General features: G+C 69.7%; 14 protein-coding genes. 7 read left to right on the plus strand and 7 right to left on the minus strand.

Annotated elements, in window-relative coordinates:
- Positions 1 to 142: 142 nt before the first annotated feature.
- A complete protein-coding gene (gene metH / locus AB0H86_RS42930; RefSeq protein WP_362451591.1) occupies positions 143 to 3,658 on the minus strand; it encodes a methionine synthase in 3,516 nt (1,171 codons plus the stop codon).
- Between the two features lie 283 nt (positions 3,659 to 3,941).
- Here metH and AB0H86_RS42935 point away from each other — a divergent pair, with 283 nt between their 5' ends.
- The 6 genes from AB0H86_RS42935 to AB0H86_RS42960 all read left to right on the plus strand — a co-directional run bounded on the left by AB0H86_RS42935 (position 3,942) and on the right by AB0H86_RS42960 (position 11,004).
- Positions 3,942 to 4,706 (plus strand): IclR family transcriptional regulator, encoded by a 765-nt coding sequence (locus tag AB0H86_RS42935; RefSeq protein ID WP_362451594.1) that lies wholly within the window; start codon positions 3,942 to 3,944, stop codon positions 4,704 to 4,706.
- 292 nt (positions 4,707 to 4,998) lie between these two features.
- Complete coding sequence (locus tag AB0H86_RS42940) at positions 4,999 to 5,793, plus strand: MIP/aquaporin family protein (protein WP_362451596.1); 795 nt, start codon at positions 4,999 to 5,001, stop codon at positions 5,791 to 5,793.
- Between the two features lie 71 nt (positions 5,794 to 5,864).
- Entirely contained in the window at positions 5,865 to 7,403 is a 1,539-nt protein-coding gene (gene glpK, locus AB0H86_RS42945) for a glycerol kinase GlpK (RefSeq protein WP_362451598.1), read from the plus strand.
- A gap of 8 nt (positions 7,404 to 7,411) precedes the next feature.
- Positions 7,412 to 9,028: a glycerol-3-phosphate dehydrogenase/oxidase gene (locus tag AB0H86_RS42950; RefSeq protein ID WP_362451601.1), complete on the plus strand. Its 1,617-nt coding sequence runs from the start codon at positions 7,412 to 7,414 to the stop codon at positions 9,026 to 9,028.
- A gap of 177 nt (positions 9,029 to 9,205) precedes the next feature.
- Complete coding sequence (locus tag AB0H86_RS42955) at positions 9,206 to 9,877, plus strand: FadR/GntR family transcriptional regulator (protein ID WP_362451603.1); 672 nt, start codon at positions 9,206 to 9,208, stop codon at positions 9,875 to 9,877.
- A 140-nt stretch (positions 9,878 to 10,017) separates the two neighbouring features.
- Positions 10,018 to 11,004, plus strand: coding sequence for a PAC2 family protein (locus AB0H86_RS42960; RefSeq protein WP_362451605.1), 987 nt, complete (start codon positions 10,018 to 10,020; stop codon positions 11,002 to 11,004).
- A gap of 86 nt (positions 11,005 to 11,090) precedes the next feature.
- Here AB0H86_RS42960 and mshC read toward each other — a convergent pair whose 3' ends face one another.
- The 4 genes from mshC to AB0H86_RS42980 all read right to left on the minus strand — a co-directional run bounded on the left by mshC (position 11,091) and on the right by AB0H86_RS42980 (position 14,639).
- Positions 11,091 to 12,320: a cysteine--1-D-myo-inosityl 2-amino-2-deoxy-alpha-D-glucopyranoside ligase gene (gene mshC, locus AB0H86_RS42965; RefSeq protein ID WP_362451607.1), complete on the minus strand. Its 1,230-nt coding sequence runs from the start codon at positions 12,318 to 12,320 to the stop codon at positions 11,091 to 11,093.
- 146 nt (positions 12,321 to 12,466) lie between these two features.
- Positions 12,467 to 13,297 carry an SCO1664 family protein gene (locus AB0H86_RS42970; RefSeq protein ID WP_362451609.1) on the minus strand — a complete coding sequence of 277 codons (831 nt, stop codon included), beginning with the start codon at positions 13,295 to 13,297 and terminating at the stop codon, positions 12,467 to 12,469.
- Positions 13,261 to 13,851 carry a DUF3090 domain-containing protein gene (locus AB0H86_RS42975; protein WP_362451612.1) on the minus strand — a complete coding sequence of 197 codons (591 nt, stop codon included), beginning with the start codon at positions 13,849 to 13,851 and terminating at the stop codon, positions 13,261 to 13,263. Before AB0H86_RS42975 ends, AB0H86_RS42970 begins: the two co-directional genes overlap by 37 nt.
- A gap of 101 nt (positions 13,852 to 13,952) precedes the next feature.
- Positions 13,953 to 14,639 (minus strand): histidine phosphatase family protein, encoded by a 687-nt coding sequence (locus AB0H86_RS42980; RefSeq protein ID WP_362451614.1) that lies wholly within the window; start codon positions 14,637 to 14,639, stop codon positions 13,953 to 13,955.
- 62 nt (positions 14,640 to 14,701) lie between these two features.
- On the opposite strand from AB0H86_RS42980, the gene corA reads away from it, so the two are divergent.
- Complete coding sequence (corA, locus tag AB0H86_RS42985) at positions 14,702 to 15,697, plus strand: magnesium/cobalt transporter CorA (protein ID WP_362451616.1); 996 nt, start codon at positions 14,702 to 14,704, stop codon at positions 15,695 to 15,697.
- A gap of 320 nt (positions 15,698 to 16,017) precedes the next feature.
- Here corA and AB0H86_RS42990 read toward each other — a convergent pair whose 3' ends face one another.
- Both AB0H86_RS42990 and AB0H86_RS42995 read right to left on the minus strand, forming a co-directional pair.
- Complete coding sequence (locus tag AB0H86_RS42990) at positions 16,018 to 16,800, minus strand: ferritin-like domain-containing protein (RefSeq protein WP_362451618.1); 783 nt, start codon at positions 16,798 to 16,800, stop codon at positions 16,018 to 16,020.
- A gap of 239 nt (positions 16,801 to 17,039) precedes the next feature.
- A complete protein-coding gene (locus tag AB0H86_RS42995) occupies positions 17,040 to 18,095 on the minus strand; it encodes an LLM class F420-dependent oxidoreductase (RefSeq protein WP_362451620.1) in 1,056 nt (351 codons plus the stop codon).
- Positions 18,096 to 18,272 lie beyond the last annotated feature (177 nt).

An 18,272-nucleotide genomic window follows, 5' to 3' on the forward strand; every position in this document is an offset into this window, starting at 1 on the left:
TCCTTGAGGGACGACCAGGCCGGCTCCCGCTGGGGGAACCGGCCTGCAGTGGACCGACCAGTCTACGACTTATCCGATCAGCGCGCCGGGTGAGACGCGCCGCACCGGGAGGGGAAGCGGATGCGGCCTGGTGGCGCGTGCTTCACCGGGCGTTGAAGTACTTCGCCTCCGGGTGGTGGATCACGATGGCGTCGGTGGACTGCTCCGGGTGCAGCTGGAACTCCTCGGACAGCTGGACGCCGATGCGCTCGGGCTGGAGCAGTTCGGCGATCTTGGCGCGGTCCTCCAGGTTCGGGCAGGCGCCGTAGCCGAGGGAGAAGCGGGCGCCCCGGTATTTCAGGGCGAACATGTCCTCGATGTCGTTCGGGTCCTCGCCCGCGTAGCCCAGCTCCGAACGCACGCGTGCGTGCCAGTACTCGGCGAGCGCCTCCGCCAACTGCACGGACAGGCCGTGCAGTTCGAGGTAGTCGCGGTAGGAGTTGGCCGCGAAGAGCTTCGCGGTCTCCTCGCCGATCCGGGAGCCGACGGTGACGACCTGGAGGCCGACGACGTCCCTCTCACCGGACTCCTCGGGGCGGAAGAAGTCGGCCAGACACAGCCGGCGGCCGCGGCGCTGGCGCGGGAACGTGAAGCGGGTGCGCTCGTTGCCCTGCTCGTCCAGGATGATCAGGTCGTCGTCCTTGGACACGCACGGGAAGTAGCCGTAGACGACGCCCGCTTCCAGCAGGTTCTCGGTCTGCAGCATGTCCAGCAGGCCGCGCAGCCGGGGCCTGCCCTCGGTCTCGACCAGTTCCTCGTACGACGGTCCCTCGCCGGTGCGGGCCTGCTTGAGACCCCACTGGCCCTTGAACAGGGCGCCTTCGTCGAGCCAGTTGGCGTACTCCTTGGTCTGGATGCCCTTGATGACGCGGGTGCCCCAGAACGGCGGGGCGGGGACCGGGGTGTCGGTGGCGACGTCGGAGCGGACGTGCCCCTCCTCGGGGCGCTCCTCGACCTCTACGGCGGCGGTAGCGCGGACCCGGCGCTGCTTGAGTTCCGGCAGCTTCGCCCCGGGCACACCGCGCTTGACGCCGATGAGGGCGTCCATGAGGCGCAGGCCCTCGAACGCGTCGCGGGCGTAGCGGACCTCGCCCTGGTAGATCTCGTGCAGGTCCTGCTCGACGTACGCCCGGGTCAGGGCCGCGCCGCCGAGGATGACCGGGTAGTCGACGGACAGGCCGCGCTGGTTGAGCTCCTCCAGGTTCTCCTTCATGATCACCGTGGATTTGACCAGGAGGCCGGACATGCCGATGACGTCGGCGCGGTGCTCGGTGGCGGCGTCCAGGATCGCGGAGACCGGCTGCTTGATGCCGAGGTTGACGACGTTGTAGCCGTTGTTGGACAGGATGATGTCGACGAGGTTCTTGCCGATGTCGTGCACGTCGCCGCGGACGGTCGCGAGGACGATGGTGCCCTTGCCGTCGTCGTCGGTCTTCTCCATGTGCGGTTCGAGGTAGGCGACGGCCGTCTTCATGACCTCGGCGGACTGCAGGACGAACGGCAGCTGCATCTGGCCGGAGCCGAACAGTTCGCCGACGACCTTCATGCCGTCCAGGAGTGTCTCGTTGACGATGTCGAGGGCGGGGCGCTCTTCCAGCGCCGCGGCCAGGTCGGCCTCCAGGCCGTTCTTCTCGCCGTCGATGATGCGCCGCTTGAGGCGCTCGTTCAGGGGCAGGGCGGCCAGTTCCTCGGCCCGGCCCGCCTTGAGGGACTTGGTGGTGGCGCCCTCGAACAGGGCCATCAGCTTCTGCAGCGGGTCGTAGCCCTCGGCGCGGCGGTCGTGGACGAGGTCGAGAGCGGTCTGGACCTCCTCCTCGGTGAAGCGGGCGATCGGCAGGATCTTCGACGCGTGCACGATCGCCGAGTCCAGGCCCGCCTTCACGCACTCGTCCAGGAAGACGGAGTTGAGCAGGATGCGGGCGGCCGGGTTGAGACCGAAGGAGATGTTCGACAGACCCAGCGTGGTCTGTACGTCGGGGTGACGGCGCTTGAGTTCACGGATCGCCTCGATGGTGGCGACGCCGTCCTTGCGGGACTCCTCCTGACCGGTGCAGATGGTGAAGGTCAGGGTGTCGATGAGGATGTCCGACTCGTGGATGCCCCAGTTGCCGGTCAGGTCGTCGATGAGCCGTTCGGCGATCTCGACCTTCTTCTCCGGCGTGCGGGCCTGGCCCTCCTCGTCGATGGTCAGCGCGATCAGCGCGGCGCCGTGCTCCCGCGCCAGCTTGGTGACCTTCGCGAACCGGGACTCGGGGCCGTCGCCGTCCTCGTAGTTGACCGAGTTGATGACCGCGCGGCCGCCGAGCTTCTCCAGGCCGGCCTCGATGACGGGCACTTCGGTGGAGTCGAGCACGATCGGCAGGGTGGAGGCGGTGGCGAAGCGGCCGGCCAGCTCCTTCATGTCGGCGACGCCGTCCCGGCCGACGTAGTCCACACACAGGTCCAGCATGTGGGCGCCCTCGCGGATCTGGTCGCGGACCATCTCCACACAGTCGTCCCAGCGGCCCTCCAGCATGGCCTCGCGGAACTTCTTCGAGCCGTTGGCGTTGGTGCGCTCACCGATGGCGAGGTACGAGGTGTCCTGCCGGAACGAGACCGTCTGGTAGAGGGAGGCGGCACCCGGCTCCGGGCGGGGGCTGCGCTCGCCGGGAGTGAGATCGCGGACGCGTTCGACGACCTGACGCAGGTGTTCGGGGGTGGTGCCGCAGCAGCCGCCGATCAGGGAGAGGCCGTAGTCGCGGACGAAGTTCTCCTGCGCGTCGGCCAGTCCCTGGGGGTCGAGCGGGAAGTGCGCGCCGTCCTTGGTGAGGATCGGCAGGCCCGCGTTCGGCATGCACAGCAGCGGGATGCGGGAGTGCCGGGTGAGGTAGCGCAGGTGCTCGCTCATCTCCGCGGGGCCGGTGGAGCAGTTCAGGCCGATCATGTCGACGCCGAGGGGTTCCAGCGCGGTCAGCGCGGCGCCGATCTCGGAGCCGAGGAGCATCGTGCCGGTCGTCTCGAACGCCATCGAGACCACCAGCGGCACATCGGCGCCAGTCGCCTCGATAGCGCGGCGGGCGCCCAGGACGGAGGCCTTCGTCTGGAGCAGGTCCTGGGTGGTCTCGACGATCAGGGTGTCGGCGCCGCCGGCGAGCAGTCCCTCGGCGTTGGCCTGGTAGCCGTCGCGGATCGTGGCGAAGTCGATGTGGCCGAGGGTGGGCAGCTTGGTGCCGGGGCCGACGGAGCCGAGGACCCAGCGGGGGCGGCCGTCGCGGGCCGCGTACTCGTCGGCCACCTCTCGGGCGATGCGGGCGCCGGCCTCGGACAGCTCGTGCACCCGGTCGGCGATGTCGTACTCCGCCGCGGCCGTGTGATTGGCCCCGAAGGTGTTCGTCTCCACGCAGTCGACGCCCACGGCGAAGTACGCGTCATGGACGGAGCGGACGATGTCGGGGCGGGTCAGGTTGAGGATCTCGTTGCAGCCTTCGAGATTCTCGAAGTCCTCCAGGGTCGGATCCTGAGCCTGGAGCATCGTGCCCATCGCTCCGTCGGCTACCACCACTCGGGTGGCGAGCGCCTCGCGGAGCGCGGACACACGGGCCCGGCTGTCGGCGGAAGGGGTCGGTGGCAACGAGGCCATGAAGGGGCTCCCTTAGGTGCGACGGCTGTCGGCTTTGGCGGCGCCCGCGCGACGTTCCGCGCTCGGCGCACCACGCCAGGGTAACCGGGACCCGGTCCCGGTGGTCAGAACGTCCACGGGACGGACGACGATGGCGACAGGCTGCCTCCGGGACGGAGAGGGCGCAACTGATGTGCGCCGACTATTAGCGGGAGGTCGGCATGCACCGGTAGTGTTCGACATTGCCGAACGGCGGCAGCGGCGTCGCGGGTCGACGGTCGAAGGGGACGGAGGCAGGACGGCGATGGCACGGAACATCCAGTCGCTGGAACGAGCGGCCGCGATGCTGCGGCTTCTCGCGGGCGGCGAGCGGAGACTCGGTCTCTCCGACATCGCCTCGTCACTGGGCCTCGCCAAAGGCACCGCGCACGGCATCCTGCGCACCCTCCAGCATGAGGGCTTCGTCGAGCAGGACGACGCCTCCGGGCGCTATCAGCTCGGCGCCGAACTGCTGCGCCTGGGCACCACCTATCTCGACGTGCACGAGCTCAGGGCACGCGCCCTGGTGTGGACCGACGACCTGGCCCGCTCCAGCGGGGAGAGCGTCCACCTGGGTGTCCTGCACCAGCAGGGCGTGCTGATCGTGCACCACGTCTTCAGGCCCGACGACAGCCGGCAGGTCCTGGAGATCGGGGCCATGCAACCGCTGCACTCCACCGCCCTGGGCAAGGTGCTGTCGGCGTACGACCCGGTGGCGCACAGCGAGGCCCTGGAGAGCGACCGGAAGTCGTTCACCGACCGGACCGTCTGCGACCTCGACGATTTCGAGCACGTCCTGGACATCACGCGCGCGCGTGGGTACGCCGCCGACGTCGAGGAGACCTGGGAGGGCGTCGCGTCCATCGCCGCGCCCATCCACGACCGGCGTCGCATGCCGGTGGGCGCCGTCGGCGTCACCGGGGCCGTGGAGCGGCTGGGCCGGGACGGCGAGCTGCGCCCCGAACTGATCGCGGCGGTGCGGGACTGCGCCCGAGCGGTGTCGCGGGACCTGGGCGCCGGGCGCTTCTGAGCGAGGCGGGACGCGAGAGGACCGGGACGGCGAGGACGTTCCGGTTCTCGCCGTGTGTCGATCTGCCCCGAGTTTCTCGGGCGGGCACGAGATCGTCACAAGATCGACAGCACGCGGCAATCAGTAACGATCGTATTTTCGATAACAGAACCCTTGACGTGCCCGTAACCCCAGAGCAAGACTCCCGTCCATCGGTCGACATTGTCGAACACCGACCGGCAATAGGCGTTACAGTAAAACGACGCCAAGGGCCGGCAGCTCTTCCCCTGGACGAAGGACAAAGGAGTCGCGGGTGTCCAGCTCCGACATCTTCATCGGCGAGACCATCGGTACCGCCATACTCATCCTGCTCGGCGGTGGCGTGTGCGCCGCCGTCACGCTGAAGGCCTCCAAGGCACGCAACGCCGGCTGGCTCGCCATCACCTTCGGGTGGGGTTTCGCCGTTCTGACGGCCGTATACACCTCGGCGCCGCTCTCCGGCGCCCACCTCAACCCGGCAGTGACGCTCGCGCTCGCCATCAAGGACGACGACTGGAGCAACGTCCCGGTCTACTGGGGCGGCCAGATGCTCGGCGCCGCGATCGGCGCGGCACTGGTCTGGGTGGCCTACTACGGCCAGTTCCACGCGCACCTCACCGACAAGGAGATCGTCGGCGGTCCGGGCGCACAGGACACGAGGGTCAAGGCCGTAGAGGCCCAGGAAAAGGGCGCCGGCCCGGTCCTGGGTGTCTTCTCCACCGGTCCCGAGGTCCGGGTCGTGTGGCAGAACCTCGCCACGGAGATCATCGGCACGACCGTGCTGGTGCTCGCCGTCCTCACGCAGGGCCTGAACGACAGCGGCAAGGGGCTCGGCACCCTCGGTGCTCTGATCACCGCTCTCGTGGTCGTCTCGATCGGTCTGTCCCTCGGCGGCCCGACCGGCTACGCGATCAACCCGGCCCGTGACCTCGGCCCGCGCATCGTGCACGCCCTCCTGCCCCTGCCCAACAAGGGCGGCTCCGACTGGGGCTACGCCTGGATCCCGGTGGTGGGTCCGCTGATCGGCGGCGCCATCGCGGCAGGCATCTACAACGTCGCTTTTGCTTAGAAACAGGACTTCGAAGCACTGAGCAGCAGTAGAACCAGTCCCACACTCACGGAACCTCCCAGGAGCACACAGTGACCGACGCCCACACCGCCGGCCCCTTCATCGCCGCGATCGACCAGGGCACCACCTCCAGCCGCTGCATCGTCTTCGACCGGGACGGCCGTATCGTCTCCGTCGACCAGAAGGAACACGAGCAGATCTTCCCGAAGCCGGGCTGGGTCGAGCACAACGCCAACGAGATCTGGACCAACGTCGAGGAGGTCGTCGCCGGGGCCATCAAGAAGGCCGGCATCACCCGCGACGACATCAAGGCCATCGGCATCACCAACCAGCGCGAGACGACTCTCCTCTGGGACAAGAACACCGGTGAGCCCGTCCACAACGCCATCGTCTGGCAGGACACCCGCACCGACGCCCTCTGTAAGGAACTCGGCCGCAACGTCGGCCAGGACCGCTTCCGCCGCGAGACCGGCCTGCCGCTGGCCAGCTACTTCGCCGGCCCCAAGGCCCGCTGGCTGCTGGACAACGTCGAGGGCCTGCGCGAGCGCGCCGAGGCCGGCGACATCCTCTTCGGCACCATGGACAGCTGGGTCATCTGGAACCTGACCGGCGGTGTCAACGGCGGCACGCACGTCACCGACGTCACCAACGCCTCCCGCACCATGCTGATGAACCTGCACACCATGGAGTGGGACACGAAGATCGCCGAGTCGATCGGCGTGCCGCTGGCGATGCTGCCCGAGATCCGCTCCTCCGCCGAGGTGTACGGGGCGGTCACCGGCGGCAAGCTCGGCGACATCCTCGGCGGCATCCCCGTCGCGTCCGCGCTCGGCGACCAGCAGGCGGCCCTGTTCGGCCAGACCTGTTTCGCCGAGGGCGAGGCCAAGTCGACGTACGGCACCGGCACCTTCCTGCTGATGAACACCGGCGAGAAGCCGGTCAACTCGTACAACGGCCTGCTGACCACGGTCGGCTACCGCATCGGCGACGCCAAGCCGGTCTACGCCCTCGAGGGCTCGATCGCGGTCACCGGTTCGCTGGTGCAGTGGATGCGCGACCAGATGGGCCTGATCTCCACGGCCGCCGAGATCGAGACGCTCGCGCTCTCGGTCGAGGACAACGGCGGCGCGTACTTCGTGCCGGCCTTCTCCGGCCTGTTCGCCCCGTACTGGCGCTCCGACGCCCGTGGTGTCATCGCCGGTCTGACCCGGTACGTCACCAAGGCGCACCTCGCGCGCGCCGTCCTGGAGGCCACGGCCTGGCAGACCCGTGAGATCACCGACGCCATGACCAAGGACTCCGGCGTCGAGCTCGCGGCGATCAAGGTCGACGGCGGTATGACCTCCAACAACCTGCTGATGCAGACCCTCTCGGACTTCGTGGACGCCCCCGTGGTGCGCCCGATGGTCGCCGAGACGACCTGCCTCGGTGCCGCCTACGCCGCCGGCCTCGCCGTCGGCTTCTGGACCAGCACCGACGACCTGCGCGCCAACTGGCGCCGGGCCGCCGAGTGGACCCCCCGCATGGACGCGGACACCCGCGACCGTGAGTACAAGAGCTGGCTCAAGGCCGTCGAGCGGACCATGGGCTGGCTCGAGGACGAGGAGTAAGAAACCGCATGACCACTCAGTCCACCCTGCAGTCCGTGCCTGCCCTGGGGACGCGCCCGGCGTCCGGCTCGAACCCGAGCCGAGCCGAGACCCGGGAGCAGCTTTCCAAGGCGTCGTACGACCTTCTCGTGATCGGCGGCGGCATCCTGGGCATCTCCACCGCCTGGCACGCCGCGCAGTCCGGGCTCAGGGTGGCCCTGGTCGACGCCGGCGACTTCGCCGGTGCCACCTCCTCCGCCTCCTCCAAGCTGCTCCACGGCGGTCTGCGCTACCTGCAGACCGGCGCGGTGAAGCTGGTGGCGGAGAACCACTTCGAGCGCCGTGCGGTCTCCCGCCAGGTGGCCCCCCACCTGGCGAACCCGCTCACGTTCTACCTCCCCGTGTACAAGGGCGGGCCGCACGGCGCGGCGAAGCTCGGAGCCGGTGTCTTCGCGTACTCGATGCTGTCGGCGTTCGGCGACGGCGTGGGACACCTGCTGTCCCCGGCGAAGGCGCAGCGGGACGTGCCCGAGCTGCGCACCGAGAACCTCAAGGCCGTGGCCGTGTACGGCGACGACCAGATGAACGACGCGCGCATGGCGCTGATGACGGTCCGCGGGGCCGTCGAGGCGGGCGCGGTGGTCCTGAACCACGCCGAGGTCACCGGCCTGCGCTTCACCAAGGGCCGAGTCACGGGCGCGGACCTGCGCGACCGGACCTCGGGGGACGAGTTCGGCGTGAGCGCCCGGCTGGTGCTGAACGCGACCGGCCCCTGGGTCGACCACCTGCGCAAGATGGAGGACCCGAACGCGGCTCCGTCCATCCGCCTGTCCAAGGGCGCGCACCTGGTCCTGAAGCGCACCTCCCCGTGGAAGGCCGCGCTGGCGACGCCCATCGACAAGTACCGGATCACCTTCGCCCTCCCCTGGGAGGACATGCTGCTGCTCGGCACGACCGACGAGGAGTTCGAGGGCGACCCGGCGGACGTCTCGGTCACCGAGAAGGACACCGCCCAGATACTCGACGAGGCCGCGTTCTCCATCCGCGACCAGCAGCTCGACCGTGACCTGATCACCTACTCGTTCGCGGGTCTGCGGGTGCTGCCGGGAGGGCCCGGCAGCACCGCCAAGGCCAAGCGCGAAACAGTGGTGACCGAGGGCAGGGGCGGCATGCTGTCCGTCGCGGGCGGCAAGTGGACGACGTTCCGGCACATCGGCCGTACGGTCATGCAGAAGCTGGAGGCGCTGCCGGGGCACCCGCTGGGCGACAACTTCGAGCCGATCTCCTCACTGCCGAAGAAGCTGCCGCTGCCCGGTGTCGCCAACCCGCGCGCGGTCGCGCACCGTCTGCTGGTCGACCACCCGGCGGCCGGCCCGCGGATGACCGCCGACACCGCCAGGCACCTGGCCACGCACTACGGTTCGCTGGCCTTCGACATCGCCCGGCTGGCCAACGAGAACCCGGAGCTCGGCGAGCGGGTCCACCCGGACGCCCCGGAGATCTGGGCGCAGGTCGTCTACGCCCGGGACAACGAGTGGGCCGAGACTCCGGACGACGTGCTGCGCCGCCGTACCACGCTGACGATCCGGGGCCTGGCCACGGACGACGTCCGCGCGAAGGTGCAGGACCTGCTCGACAAGGAGTAGCACCCACGGTCCCGTCCGTACCGGGGCCGGACCTGGAGAGGGGCGGCTCCACGCCGATGGAGCCGCCCCTCTCCCGATCTGGAGGCGCTCATCTGAACTGCCCCCATAATGTGCTGAGACATCCGATGTCTCGGAGCAGCATGAGGCACAGCATGAGTACGACAGGGAGGCCAGGTCATGGCAGTCACCGACGAGGCGATCGAGAAGATCAAGGGCATGATCGTCTCCGGCGCGCTGCGCCCCGGCGACCGGCTCCCCAAGGAGAGCGAGCTCGCCGCCGAGCTGGGGCTGTCCCGCAATTCGCTGCGGGAGGCCGTGCGTGCCCTGTCCCTGATCCGGATCCTGGACGTACGCCAGGGCGACGGCACGTACGTCACCAGCCTGGATCCCCAACTGTTGCTGGAGGCGCTCAGCTTCATCGTGGACTTCCACCGCGACGACACGGTCCTGGAGTTCCTCGCGGTGCGTCGCATCCTGGAGCCGGCCGCGACCGCGATGGCGGCCCTGCGCATCAGCGAGCAACAGCTGGACGCGCTCTCCGCCCAGTTGGACAAGCTCGGTGACAGCCCGTCGGTGGAGGAGCTCGTCGCCTGCGATCTGGACTTCCACCGGGGCATCGTGCAGAGCTCCGGGAACTCGGTGCTGTGTTCCCTCCTCGACGGCCTGTCCGGCCCCACCACCCGGGCCCGGATCTGGCGCGGACTCACCCAGGAGGACGCGGTCGTGGGCACCCTGCGTGAACACCGGGCGATCCTGGCGGCGCTGCGCGACCGGGACGCGGAGGCGGCCCGGTCCTGGGCGACCGTGCACATCGCGAGCGTGGAGCAGTGGCTGCGGTCGAGCCTGTGAGGACGGCGGGGCGGGGTGTCCGGGGGTGGCGAACGGGGCAGTGATCCGTTCACTCCCCCGTGCAAGGGGGCTGCGGGCGCCCCCGCCGCACGCCGTAAGGTTGGCTCGTTAAGCGAGGGCACGTCGGAAGGAGGCGCTGGGTGATCGAGCTCGAGGGGGTTCCCGAGCTGATCGACCCGGTCATGGTGGCCGCGTTCGAGGGCTGGAACGACGCCGGCGACGCCGCCTCAACCGCGGTCGCGCACCTGGACAGGGAGTGGAAGGGCGAGGTGTTCGCGGCGCTGGACGCCGAGGACTACTACGACTTCCAGGTGAATCGCCCCACGGTGTGGCTGGACGACGGCGTACGAAAGATCACATGGCCGACGACCAGATTGTCCGTGGTCCGGGTGGGCGGTGACAAGCCCCGCGACCTGGTCCTTGTCCGAGGTATCGAACCGTCGATGCGGTGGCGCTCGTTCTGCAACGAGTTGCTGGGCTTCGCCCACGAGCTGGGCGTGGAGCTGGTGGTGGTCCTGGGCGCCCTGCTCGGCGACACCCCGCACACCCGTCCGGTCCCGGTCAGCGGGGTCACCTCCGACCCGGACCTGGCGCAGCGGATGGATCTGGAGGAGACCAAGTACGAGGGCCCCACGGGCATCGTCGGCATCCTCCAGGAGGCGTGCACGCACGCGGGGGTCCCGGCGGTGTCGCTGTGGGCGGCCGTACCGCATTATGTGTCGCAGCCGCCGAACCCGAAGGCGACGCTGGCTCTCCTGAACCGTCTGGAGGACCTGATCGACGTCCGTATCCCGCTGGGCGAGTTGCCGGAGGACGCGCGCGCCTGGCAGGTGGGTGTGGACCAGTTGGCCGCCGAGGACAGCGAGGTCGCCGAGTACGTCCAGTCGCTGGAGGAGGCCCGGGACACCGCGGAGCTGCCGGAGGCGTCGGGCGAGGCGATCGCCCGCGAGTTCGAGCGGTATCTGCGGCGCCGGGACGGGTCCGGTCCGGGCGGCTCCGGCGGGCACGCCACGGCGGACGGCAGCGACAGCACGTCCTATCTGCGGGACAACCCCGGCGGGCGTCCCAAGCCGCCGAAACCGCCGAAACCTGAGGCGGACGACGAGGACTCGTCGTCGGAGGACTGAATCAGTTCGCGGGACTGAACCGGTGAGAACGAGAGGGGCGCTTCCCCCGCAGGGAGGAAGCGCCCCTCTTCCGTGAACTCCCGTGGCTACAGCGCCACGCCCAGCAGCGCGTCCACCGCGCGCGACACGACACCGGGCGCGCCCTCGTCCGTACCGCCCCGCTCGTCCTGGAGCGCCGCCCACCGGTCCACGGCGGCCAGGGCGGCCGGGGCGTCCAGATCGGCGGCGAGGGCCTCGCGCATCTCGTCGACGAGCGCCTCGGCGGGCGGGCCGTCGGGGCGGGAGACGGCGGCACGCCAACGGCCTAGCCGGTCCACGGCGTCCTGGAGGACCTGGTCGGTCCACTCCCAGTCGGCCCGGTAGTGGTGGGCGAGGAGCGCCAGCCGTATGGCGGCCGGGTCGACGCCGTCGTGCCGCAGCTTCGACACGAAGACCAGGTTGCCCTTGGACTTGGACATCTTCTCGCCGTCGAGAGCGACCATGCCGGCGTGGACGTACGCCTTGGCCATGGGGAACTCGCCGGTGAGGGCCTGGGCGTGCGAGGCGCCCATCTCGTGGTGCGGGAAGGCGAGGTCGGAGCCGCCGCCCTGCACGTCGAAGCCCATCCCGAGGTGGTCCAGGGCGATGGCCACGCACTCGATGTGCCAGCCGGGGCGACCGCGTCCGAGCGAGGCGCCGTCCCAACTGGGCTCGCCCTCACGGGCGGTCATCCACAGCATCGGGTCGAGCGGGTTCTTCTTGCCCGGCCGTTCCGGGTCGCCGCCGCGCTCGGCGGACAGCAGCCGCATGGCGGCGACGTCCAGGTTGGACACCTTGCCGAAGTTCGGGTCGGACTCGACGGAGAAGTAGACGTCCCCCTCGAGTTCGTAGGCGGCGCCCGCGTCCCGCAGGCGTTCGACGAGCGGCACGATGCCGGGTATCGCCTCGACCGCGCCAATGTAGTGCCGCGGGGGCAGCATGCGCAGGGCGGTCATGTCCTCGCGGAAGAGGGTGGTCTCCTTCTCGGCCAGGGCGACCCAGTCGATACCGTCCCGCTGCGCGCGCTCCAGCAGCGGGTCGTCGACATCGGTGACGTTCTGGACGTAGTGGACCTGCCGCTTGGTGTCGAGCCACACGCGCTGGACGAGGTCGAACGCGTTGTACGTCGCCGCGTGACCTATGTGGGTGGCGTCGTACGGCGTGATGCCGCAGACGTAGATACGGGCGACGGGACCGGGGTCGAGGGAGACCAGACCGCCGGTCGCGGTGTCGTGGATCCTCAGGTCGCGGCCCTGACCAGGCAGGGCGGGGACCTCGGAAGCGGGCCAGGCATGCATGTCATGAGCCTAACCGGACGGATGATCCGTATACGAACCGGACCGGTCGGATGGCCGGTAGGGCGTTCTTGCGCGTTCTTGGCACTTGTGCTTGGCAGATGTGCGTGCCGGGCGTCGGGAGCCCGGCCAAGATCCTCAGCACCCTTTCAGACCGGCGGCCAGGGGATCGACGGCCACTCCCCGCTCGGCTCCGGGTGCTTGGCGGAGGACAGCAGCGCGTCGACACGCGCGCGTACGGCGTCGAGCTCGGCGGCGGTGATCAGCGCGGTCAGTGTCGCGGCCAGCGTGCCGGACTCCACGAGCGACTCCTTGAGCCCCTTGAGCACGTCGACCGCCTCGCCCGTCAGGGGCTCCCCGGCCCATCCCCACAGCAGCGTCCGCAGCTTGTTCTCGGCGTTGAAGGTGACCCCGTGGTCGATGCCGTACAGCCGCCCCTCGGCGGCCGGCAGCAGATGACCGCCCTTGCGGTCCGCGTTGTTGATCACGGCGTCGAGCACCGACATCCGGCGCAGCCGCTCGTCGTCGGCGTGTACGAGCAGCGCGGTCCGTCCCTCACCGACCTCGGCGAAGCCGATCGCCTTCCAGCCGGGCTCCGGTTCCTCCGCGTCGACGAGCGCGAGCAGTTCGCTCTCGGGCGTCACCTCGATCCACAGCTGGCACATGCCCTCGCCGTACGGCCCGTCGCGCAGCACGGTGGGCGGTACGAGCCCCCAGCCGGTCGCCTCGGAGACCGCGTACGCGGCGACCTCGCGCTGTGCGAGGGTCCCGTCGGGGAAGTCCCACAGGGGCCGCTCCCCGGCCACCGGCTTGTAGATGCAGGCGGCCTCCCGGCCCTGGTGGGAGACCGTGCAGTACAGCGCCGCGTTGGACGCCTCCCGAATGCGGCCGCGCACGGTCAGCTCGCCCTCGGCGAGCAACTCGGCCGACATCGCCCCGGCGCTCACGCGTCGCGCCGGTATCCGTTCTGGCGCGGACATACGTGTCCTTCCGGGTCCAGCGGGAGGCTGCACAGCGGACACGGCGGCCGCCCGGCGTTGACGACGTCCAGGGCACGCTTGGCGAAGGCTCTCGCCTGCGCGCCGGTGAGCCGGACCCTCAGCATCGGGGGGCCGTTCTCCTCGTCCTGGAGCAACCGCTCCTCGGCCTCGGCGAGGTCCTCCTCGGAGTCGGCGTCGAGTTCCACGAGAGCCTGCGCCTCGACGATCATGCGCTGCTCGTCGCCGTCCCAGGCGAGGGCCATGGTGCCGACCCGGAACTCCTCCTCGACAGGGGCGCCCAGAGGGTCGGTGTCGGCGACTTCGGTGGGTGGCACGGCCGGGACGGGGGCGCTGCCGCCGCTACGGCGTACGACCTCGTCCAACAGCTCGTCCATCCGCTCGGCGAGCGCCGCGACCTGGGTCTTCTCCAGCGCCACGCTGGTCACCCGGGGGCCGGCCGTGGCCTGGAGGAAGAACGTACGGCGTCCGGGCAGTCCGACCGTACCGGCCACGAAGCGGTCCGGGGGGTCGTAGAGGAACACCTGACGGGACACGTCCTGTCTCCATTGAAATCGTGAGTACGTGGTCGTGATTGCGGGTCGTGAGTGCGGAACGTCCGTGTGCGTGGACCGCTTCACCCTACTGCGCCCGACGATCACGGTGCGCCCGCACCACCCCCCACCGTGGCATCGCCGGCCGGAGGTTCCTCGTGCGGCGCCAGAGACGCGAAGTCACCGGTGTCGCCGAGGCGGACGAGAAATGGCCTCAGACGGGTGTAACGGATCGCGGTGATGGAACACGGTTCAACAGAAATCCGCTGGAAGAGGTCGAGATGAAGTCCGAGTGCGTCCGCCACGAGCGACTTGATGACGTCGCCGTGAGAGCACATCAGATAGACAGCGTCGGCTCCGTGATCGCGCTCCACCCGCGCGTTCCACTCGCGAACCGCCTCGGCGGCACGGGTCTGCATCGCCCGCATCGACTCGCCGCCGGGGAACGCGGCCGCCGAGGGGTGCGCCTGCACGACCTCCATCAGCGGCTCCCCGCTGAGCTCGGCGAGTTTGCGTCCGGACCAGTCCCCGTAGTGGCACTCCCCGATCCGTTCGTCGGTGTGCGCGGTGAGACCGGGCCGGGTCTCAAGCAGCGGCCGGATCGTCTCCTCGCAGCGCTGCAGCGGGCTGGTGACGACCTCGGAGAGCGGCAGCTCGGCGAGCCGCCCCGGCAGCGCGGCGGCCTGCGTGGCGCCGCGTTCGTCCAGGGCGACGCCGGGCGTCCAGCCGGCGAGCAGGCCCTCGGTGTTGGCGGTGGATCGTCCGTGCCGGACAAGGATCAGCGTGGGCATGCGGCCCAGCGTAGGCATACGCCGGTGTGCGGCGGGCCGCGGACGACGGGAGAATACGCTCCGTGATCGTCGACTGCGCCATCTACCGTGACGGGCACCGGACGGAGGGGCCCGAGGACCTGTCCGACGCCCTTGCCGAGGCCCGGTCGGCACACGGGTTCGTCTGGATCGGACTGCACGAACCGTCCGAGAAGGAGTTCGACCACGTCACCCAGGAGTTCGGACTGCACCCCCTGGCGGTCGAGGACGCCCTGAATGCCCACCAGCGGCCCAAGTTGGAGGTCTACGACGACTCGCTCTTCGTGGTCCTCAAGCCCGTGGTGTACGAGCCTGAGAGCGACGCCGTCTCCACCGGCGAGGTGATGCTCTTCCTCGGCGACTGCTTCGTGGTGACCGTCCGGCACGGTGAGGGCTCCCCGCTGGGCACCGTCCGGCAACGGCTGGAGCACGAGCCCGAACTGTTGGGCAAGGGCCCCACGGCTGTGCTGTACGCGGTCGCCGACGCCGTCGTCGACCACTACCTCGACGTGGCCACCGAGTTGCAGACCGACCTTGAGGAGCTGGAGGCGGAGGTGTTCTCGCCGGACAGCGGGGGCTCGCGGCACACCGCCTCCCGGATCTACACCTTCAAGCGGCAGGTGCTGGAGTTCCGCCGGGCCTGCGGCCCGCTGGCGGTGCCGCTGACCCGGCTCGCCGACGTGGGGCAGTTCGGCGGGGCGGTGCCCTTCGTCAACGAGAAGGCACGGCCCTTCTTCCGTGACGTCAACGACCACCTCACGCGCGTGAACGAGTCCGTTGAGGGCCTGGACCGGCTGGTCTCGGACATCCTGTCCGCGCATCTCGCGCAGATGAGCGTCCGGCAGAACGACGACATGCGGAAGATCTCCGCGTGGGCGGCCATGGCGGCGATCCCCACGATGATCGCGGGGATCTACGGCATGAACTTCGAGCACATGCCGGAGTTGCGCTGGGTGTGGTCGTATCCGGCGGTGATCGCGCTGATGGCCGGCCTCGAGGTGCTGCTGTACCGGCTGTTCAAGCGCCGGGGGTGGTTGTAGTTGTAGGGGGGTTCGGGGGCGGGGGTGCTGTACGCGTTTGGGGTGGAGGTGCTGGGGGTCAGGGTGGAGGTGCTGGGGGTCAGGGTGGAGGTGCTGGGGGTCAGGGTGGAGGTGCTGGGGGGTCAGGGTAGAGGTGCTGGGAAGTCAGGGTAGAGGTGCTGGGAAGTCAGGGTGGAGGTGCTGGGAAGTCAGGGTGGAGGTGCTGGGAAGTCAGGGTGGAGGTGCTGGGAAGTCAGGGTGGAGGTGCTGGGGGGTCAGGGTGGAGGTGCTGGGAAGTCAGGGTGGAGGTGCTGGGAAGTCAGGGTGGAGGTGCTGGGGGGTCAGGCGAACTCGGGCGTCGCGGGGCCGCCCAGCGCGTTCCGGCGTTCCGGCATCCTCAGCGACACCATGCGGCGCCAGCCGCCCAGCCGCTCGTACACGTACACCGCGTGGATACCCACCGCGAGGAGCGCCGACTTGCCCTTCGACCAGCCGAGGACGCGGCCCATGTGGGCCATGACCGCCAGGCTGACGTCCCGGTAGACGGCGATCTCGGCTAGGGCGCACTCGCGCAGCGTGCGCTGGATGAACCGGCCGTGCCCGGCGGCGGCGAAGCGCAGCAACTCCTCGTGGGTGTACGCGAGATGGTTGTCCTCGTCGGTTGAGATCATCCGGACCGCCTTGCCGACCTCGGGGTGGTCCCCGAAGTGCTTCCGGAGCATCACCATCTGGTCGGCGGCACGCTGCTCCGTGACCCGGCTGTGCGCCAGGTACGTGATGACGTCGTCCACAGTGAGCGGCTGGTCGGCCTTGAGCCTCGCGTGCGCCAGACCGATGCCGTGCCTCTCCAGGAGCATCGTGTAGTCGGTCTCGGACGGGACCTCGGTGTGCCGCAGGCCGCGCTTCCTCAGCAGGGCGTCGAAGATTCGCCCGTGCTTGTCCTCGTCCGCTCCGTGCCGGGTGATCTTGGGGGCGAGAGCGCGCTCGCTCTCCGGCACGAGCGCCGCGATGCGGGCGTTCTCCCAACCGCCCTGCGATTCCCCGCTGGCGGCGATGGAGCAGAACAGTCGGAACGACTCGTCGTTGTCGACGATCTCCTTGAACAGACTCTTGGCCGAAAGCATCGAAGGCACCTCTCTGCAGGGTTCCCGCAAAGAACGAGTCAAGTGCGGTACGAGAGGTGCGGCAACAGCTGTGTCCGACAAATGCGCCGAAAGGAGGACCCGGGGGTCGCGTGGGGAGCGTAACCGCGCGGGCTTCGGCGCGTTGTCCCCCGTGACGGCCGTGGCGGGGTGGGCCCCCGAGCCCCCACCACGGCTGCGGAAACCTCCGGTGGTTGCGCCGGTTCAGGTGCGTGCGGGTGTCACGCGAGTCCGGCGTGTTCCAGGGCCTCGGTTCCGGCGCGGAGTGCGGCGAGCCGCTCGTCGAGTGAGAAACCCGCGGGAGCCAGGGTGAGGGTGGTGACACCGGCCTCGGCGTAGGCCTTCATCCGGTCCGCGATGCGGTCCACGGAGCCCAGCAGGGTCGTTTTGTCGATCAGGTCGTGCGGAATCGCGGCCGCCGCGCCCTGCTTGTCGCCGGCCAGGTACTTGTCCTGGATCTCGGCGGCCTCCTTCTCGTAGCCCATGCGCTGGGCGAGCTGGTTGTAGAAGTTCTGCTTGCGGCTGCCCATGCCGCCGACGTACAGCGCGGTGTACGGGCGGAAGGTGTCGGCGAGCGTACTGACGTCCTTGTCGTCGCCGAGGGCGAGCGGCAGGGTCGGGCACACGTCGAAGCCTTCCAGGGTCTTCCCGGCCTTCTCCCGGCCGGCCCGCAGGTACTTGATCGCCGTGTCCTCGATGTGGTCGGCGGAGGGGAAAATGAGCAGGGCGCCGTCGGCGATCTCGCCGGTCTGCTCAAGGTTCTTCGGGCCGATGGCGGCGATGTACAGCGGGATGTGCTCGCGCTCCGGGTGCACGGTGAGCTTGAGGGGCTTGCCGGGGCCGTCGGGGAGGGGGAGGGTCCAGTGCGCGCCCTCGTAGGAGAGGCGCTCGCGGGTCATCGCCTTGCGGACGATCTCCACGTACTCGCGGGTGCGGGAGAGCGGCTTGTCGAACTTGACGCCGTACCAGCCCTCGGAGACCTGCGGGCCGGAGACACCGAGGCCCAGGCGGAAGCGGCCGCCGGAGAGGGAGTCGAGGGTGGCGGCGGTCATCGCGGTCATCGCCGGCTGGCGGGCCGGGATCTGGAAGATGGCCGAGCCCACGTCGATGCGGTCGGTCTGGGCGGCGACCCAGGTGAGGACGGTGGCCGCGTCGGAGCCGTAGGCCTCGGCGGCCCAGCAGACCGCGTAGCCGAGGCGGTCGGCCTCCTTGGCCACGGCGAGATTGTCCGCGTCCATTCCGGCACCCCAGTAACCGAGGTTGATACCGAGCTGCATGCCGCATCCCCTTACCGATCAGTAACGTCCCTTGGGGGAGACCATAGCGTGTGGCTCCGGCGGTGGGTGGGGTGCCTGCGGTGGGGTCGGGGCCGGGACGGGGGTGTCCGTCCTCGGTCTGGCGCGGAATCGGTTTCTTGGTGAGTGGGCGGTGTTGACGCGCCAGACGCTGCGGGC

The organism is Streptomyces sp. NPDC050997 (assembly GCF_040660135.1).
GTDB lineage: Bacteria > Actinomycetota > Actinomycetes > Streptomycetales > Streptomycetaceae > Streptomyces.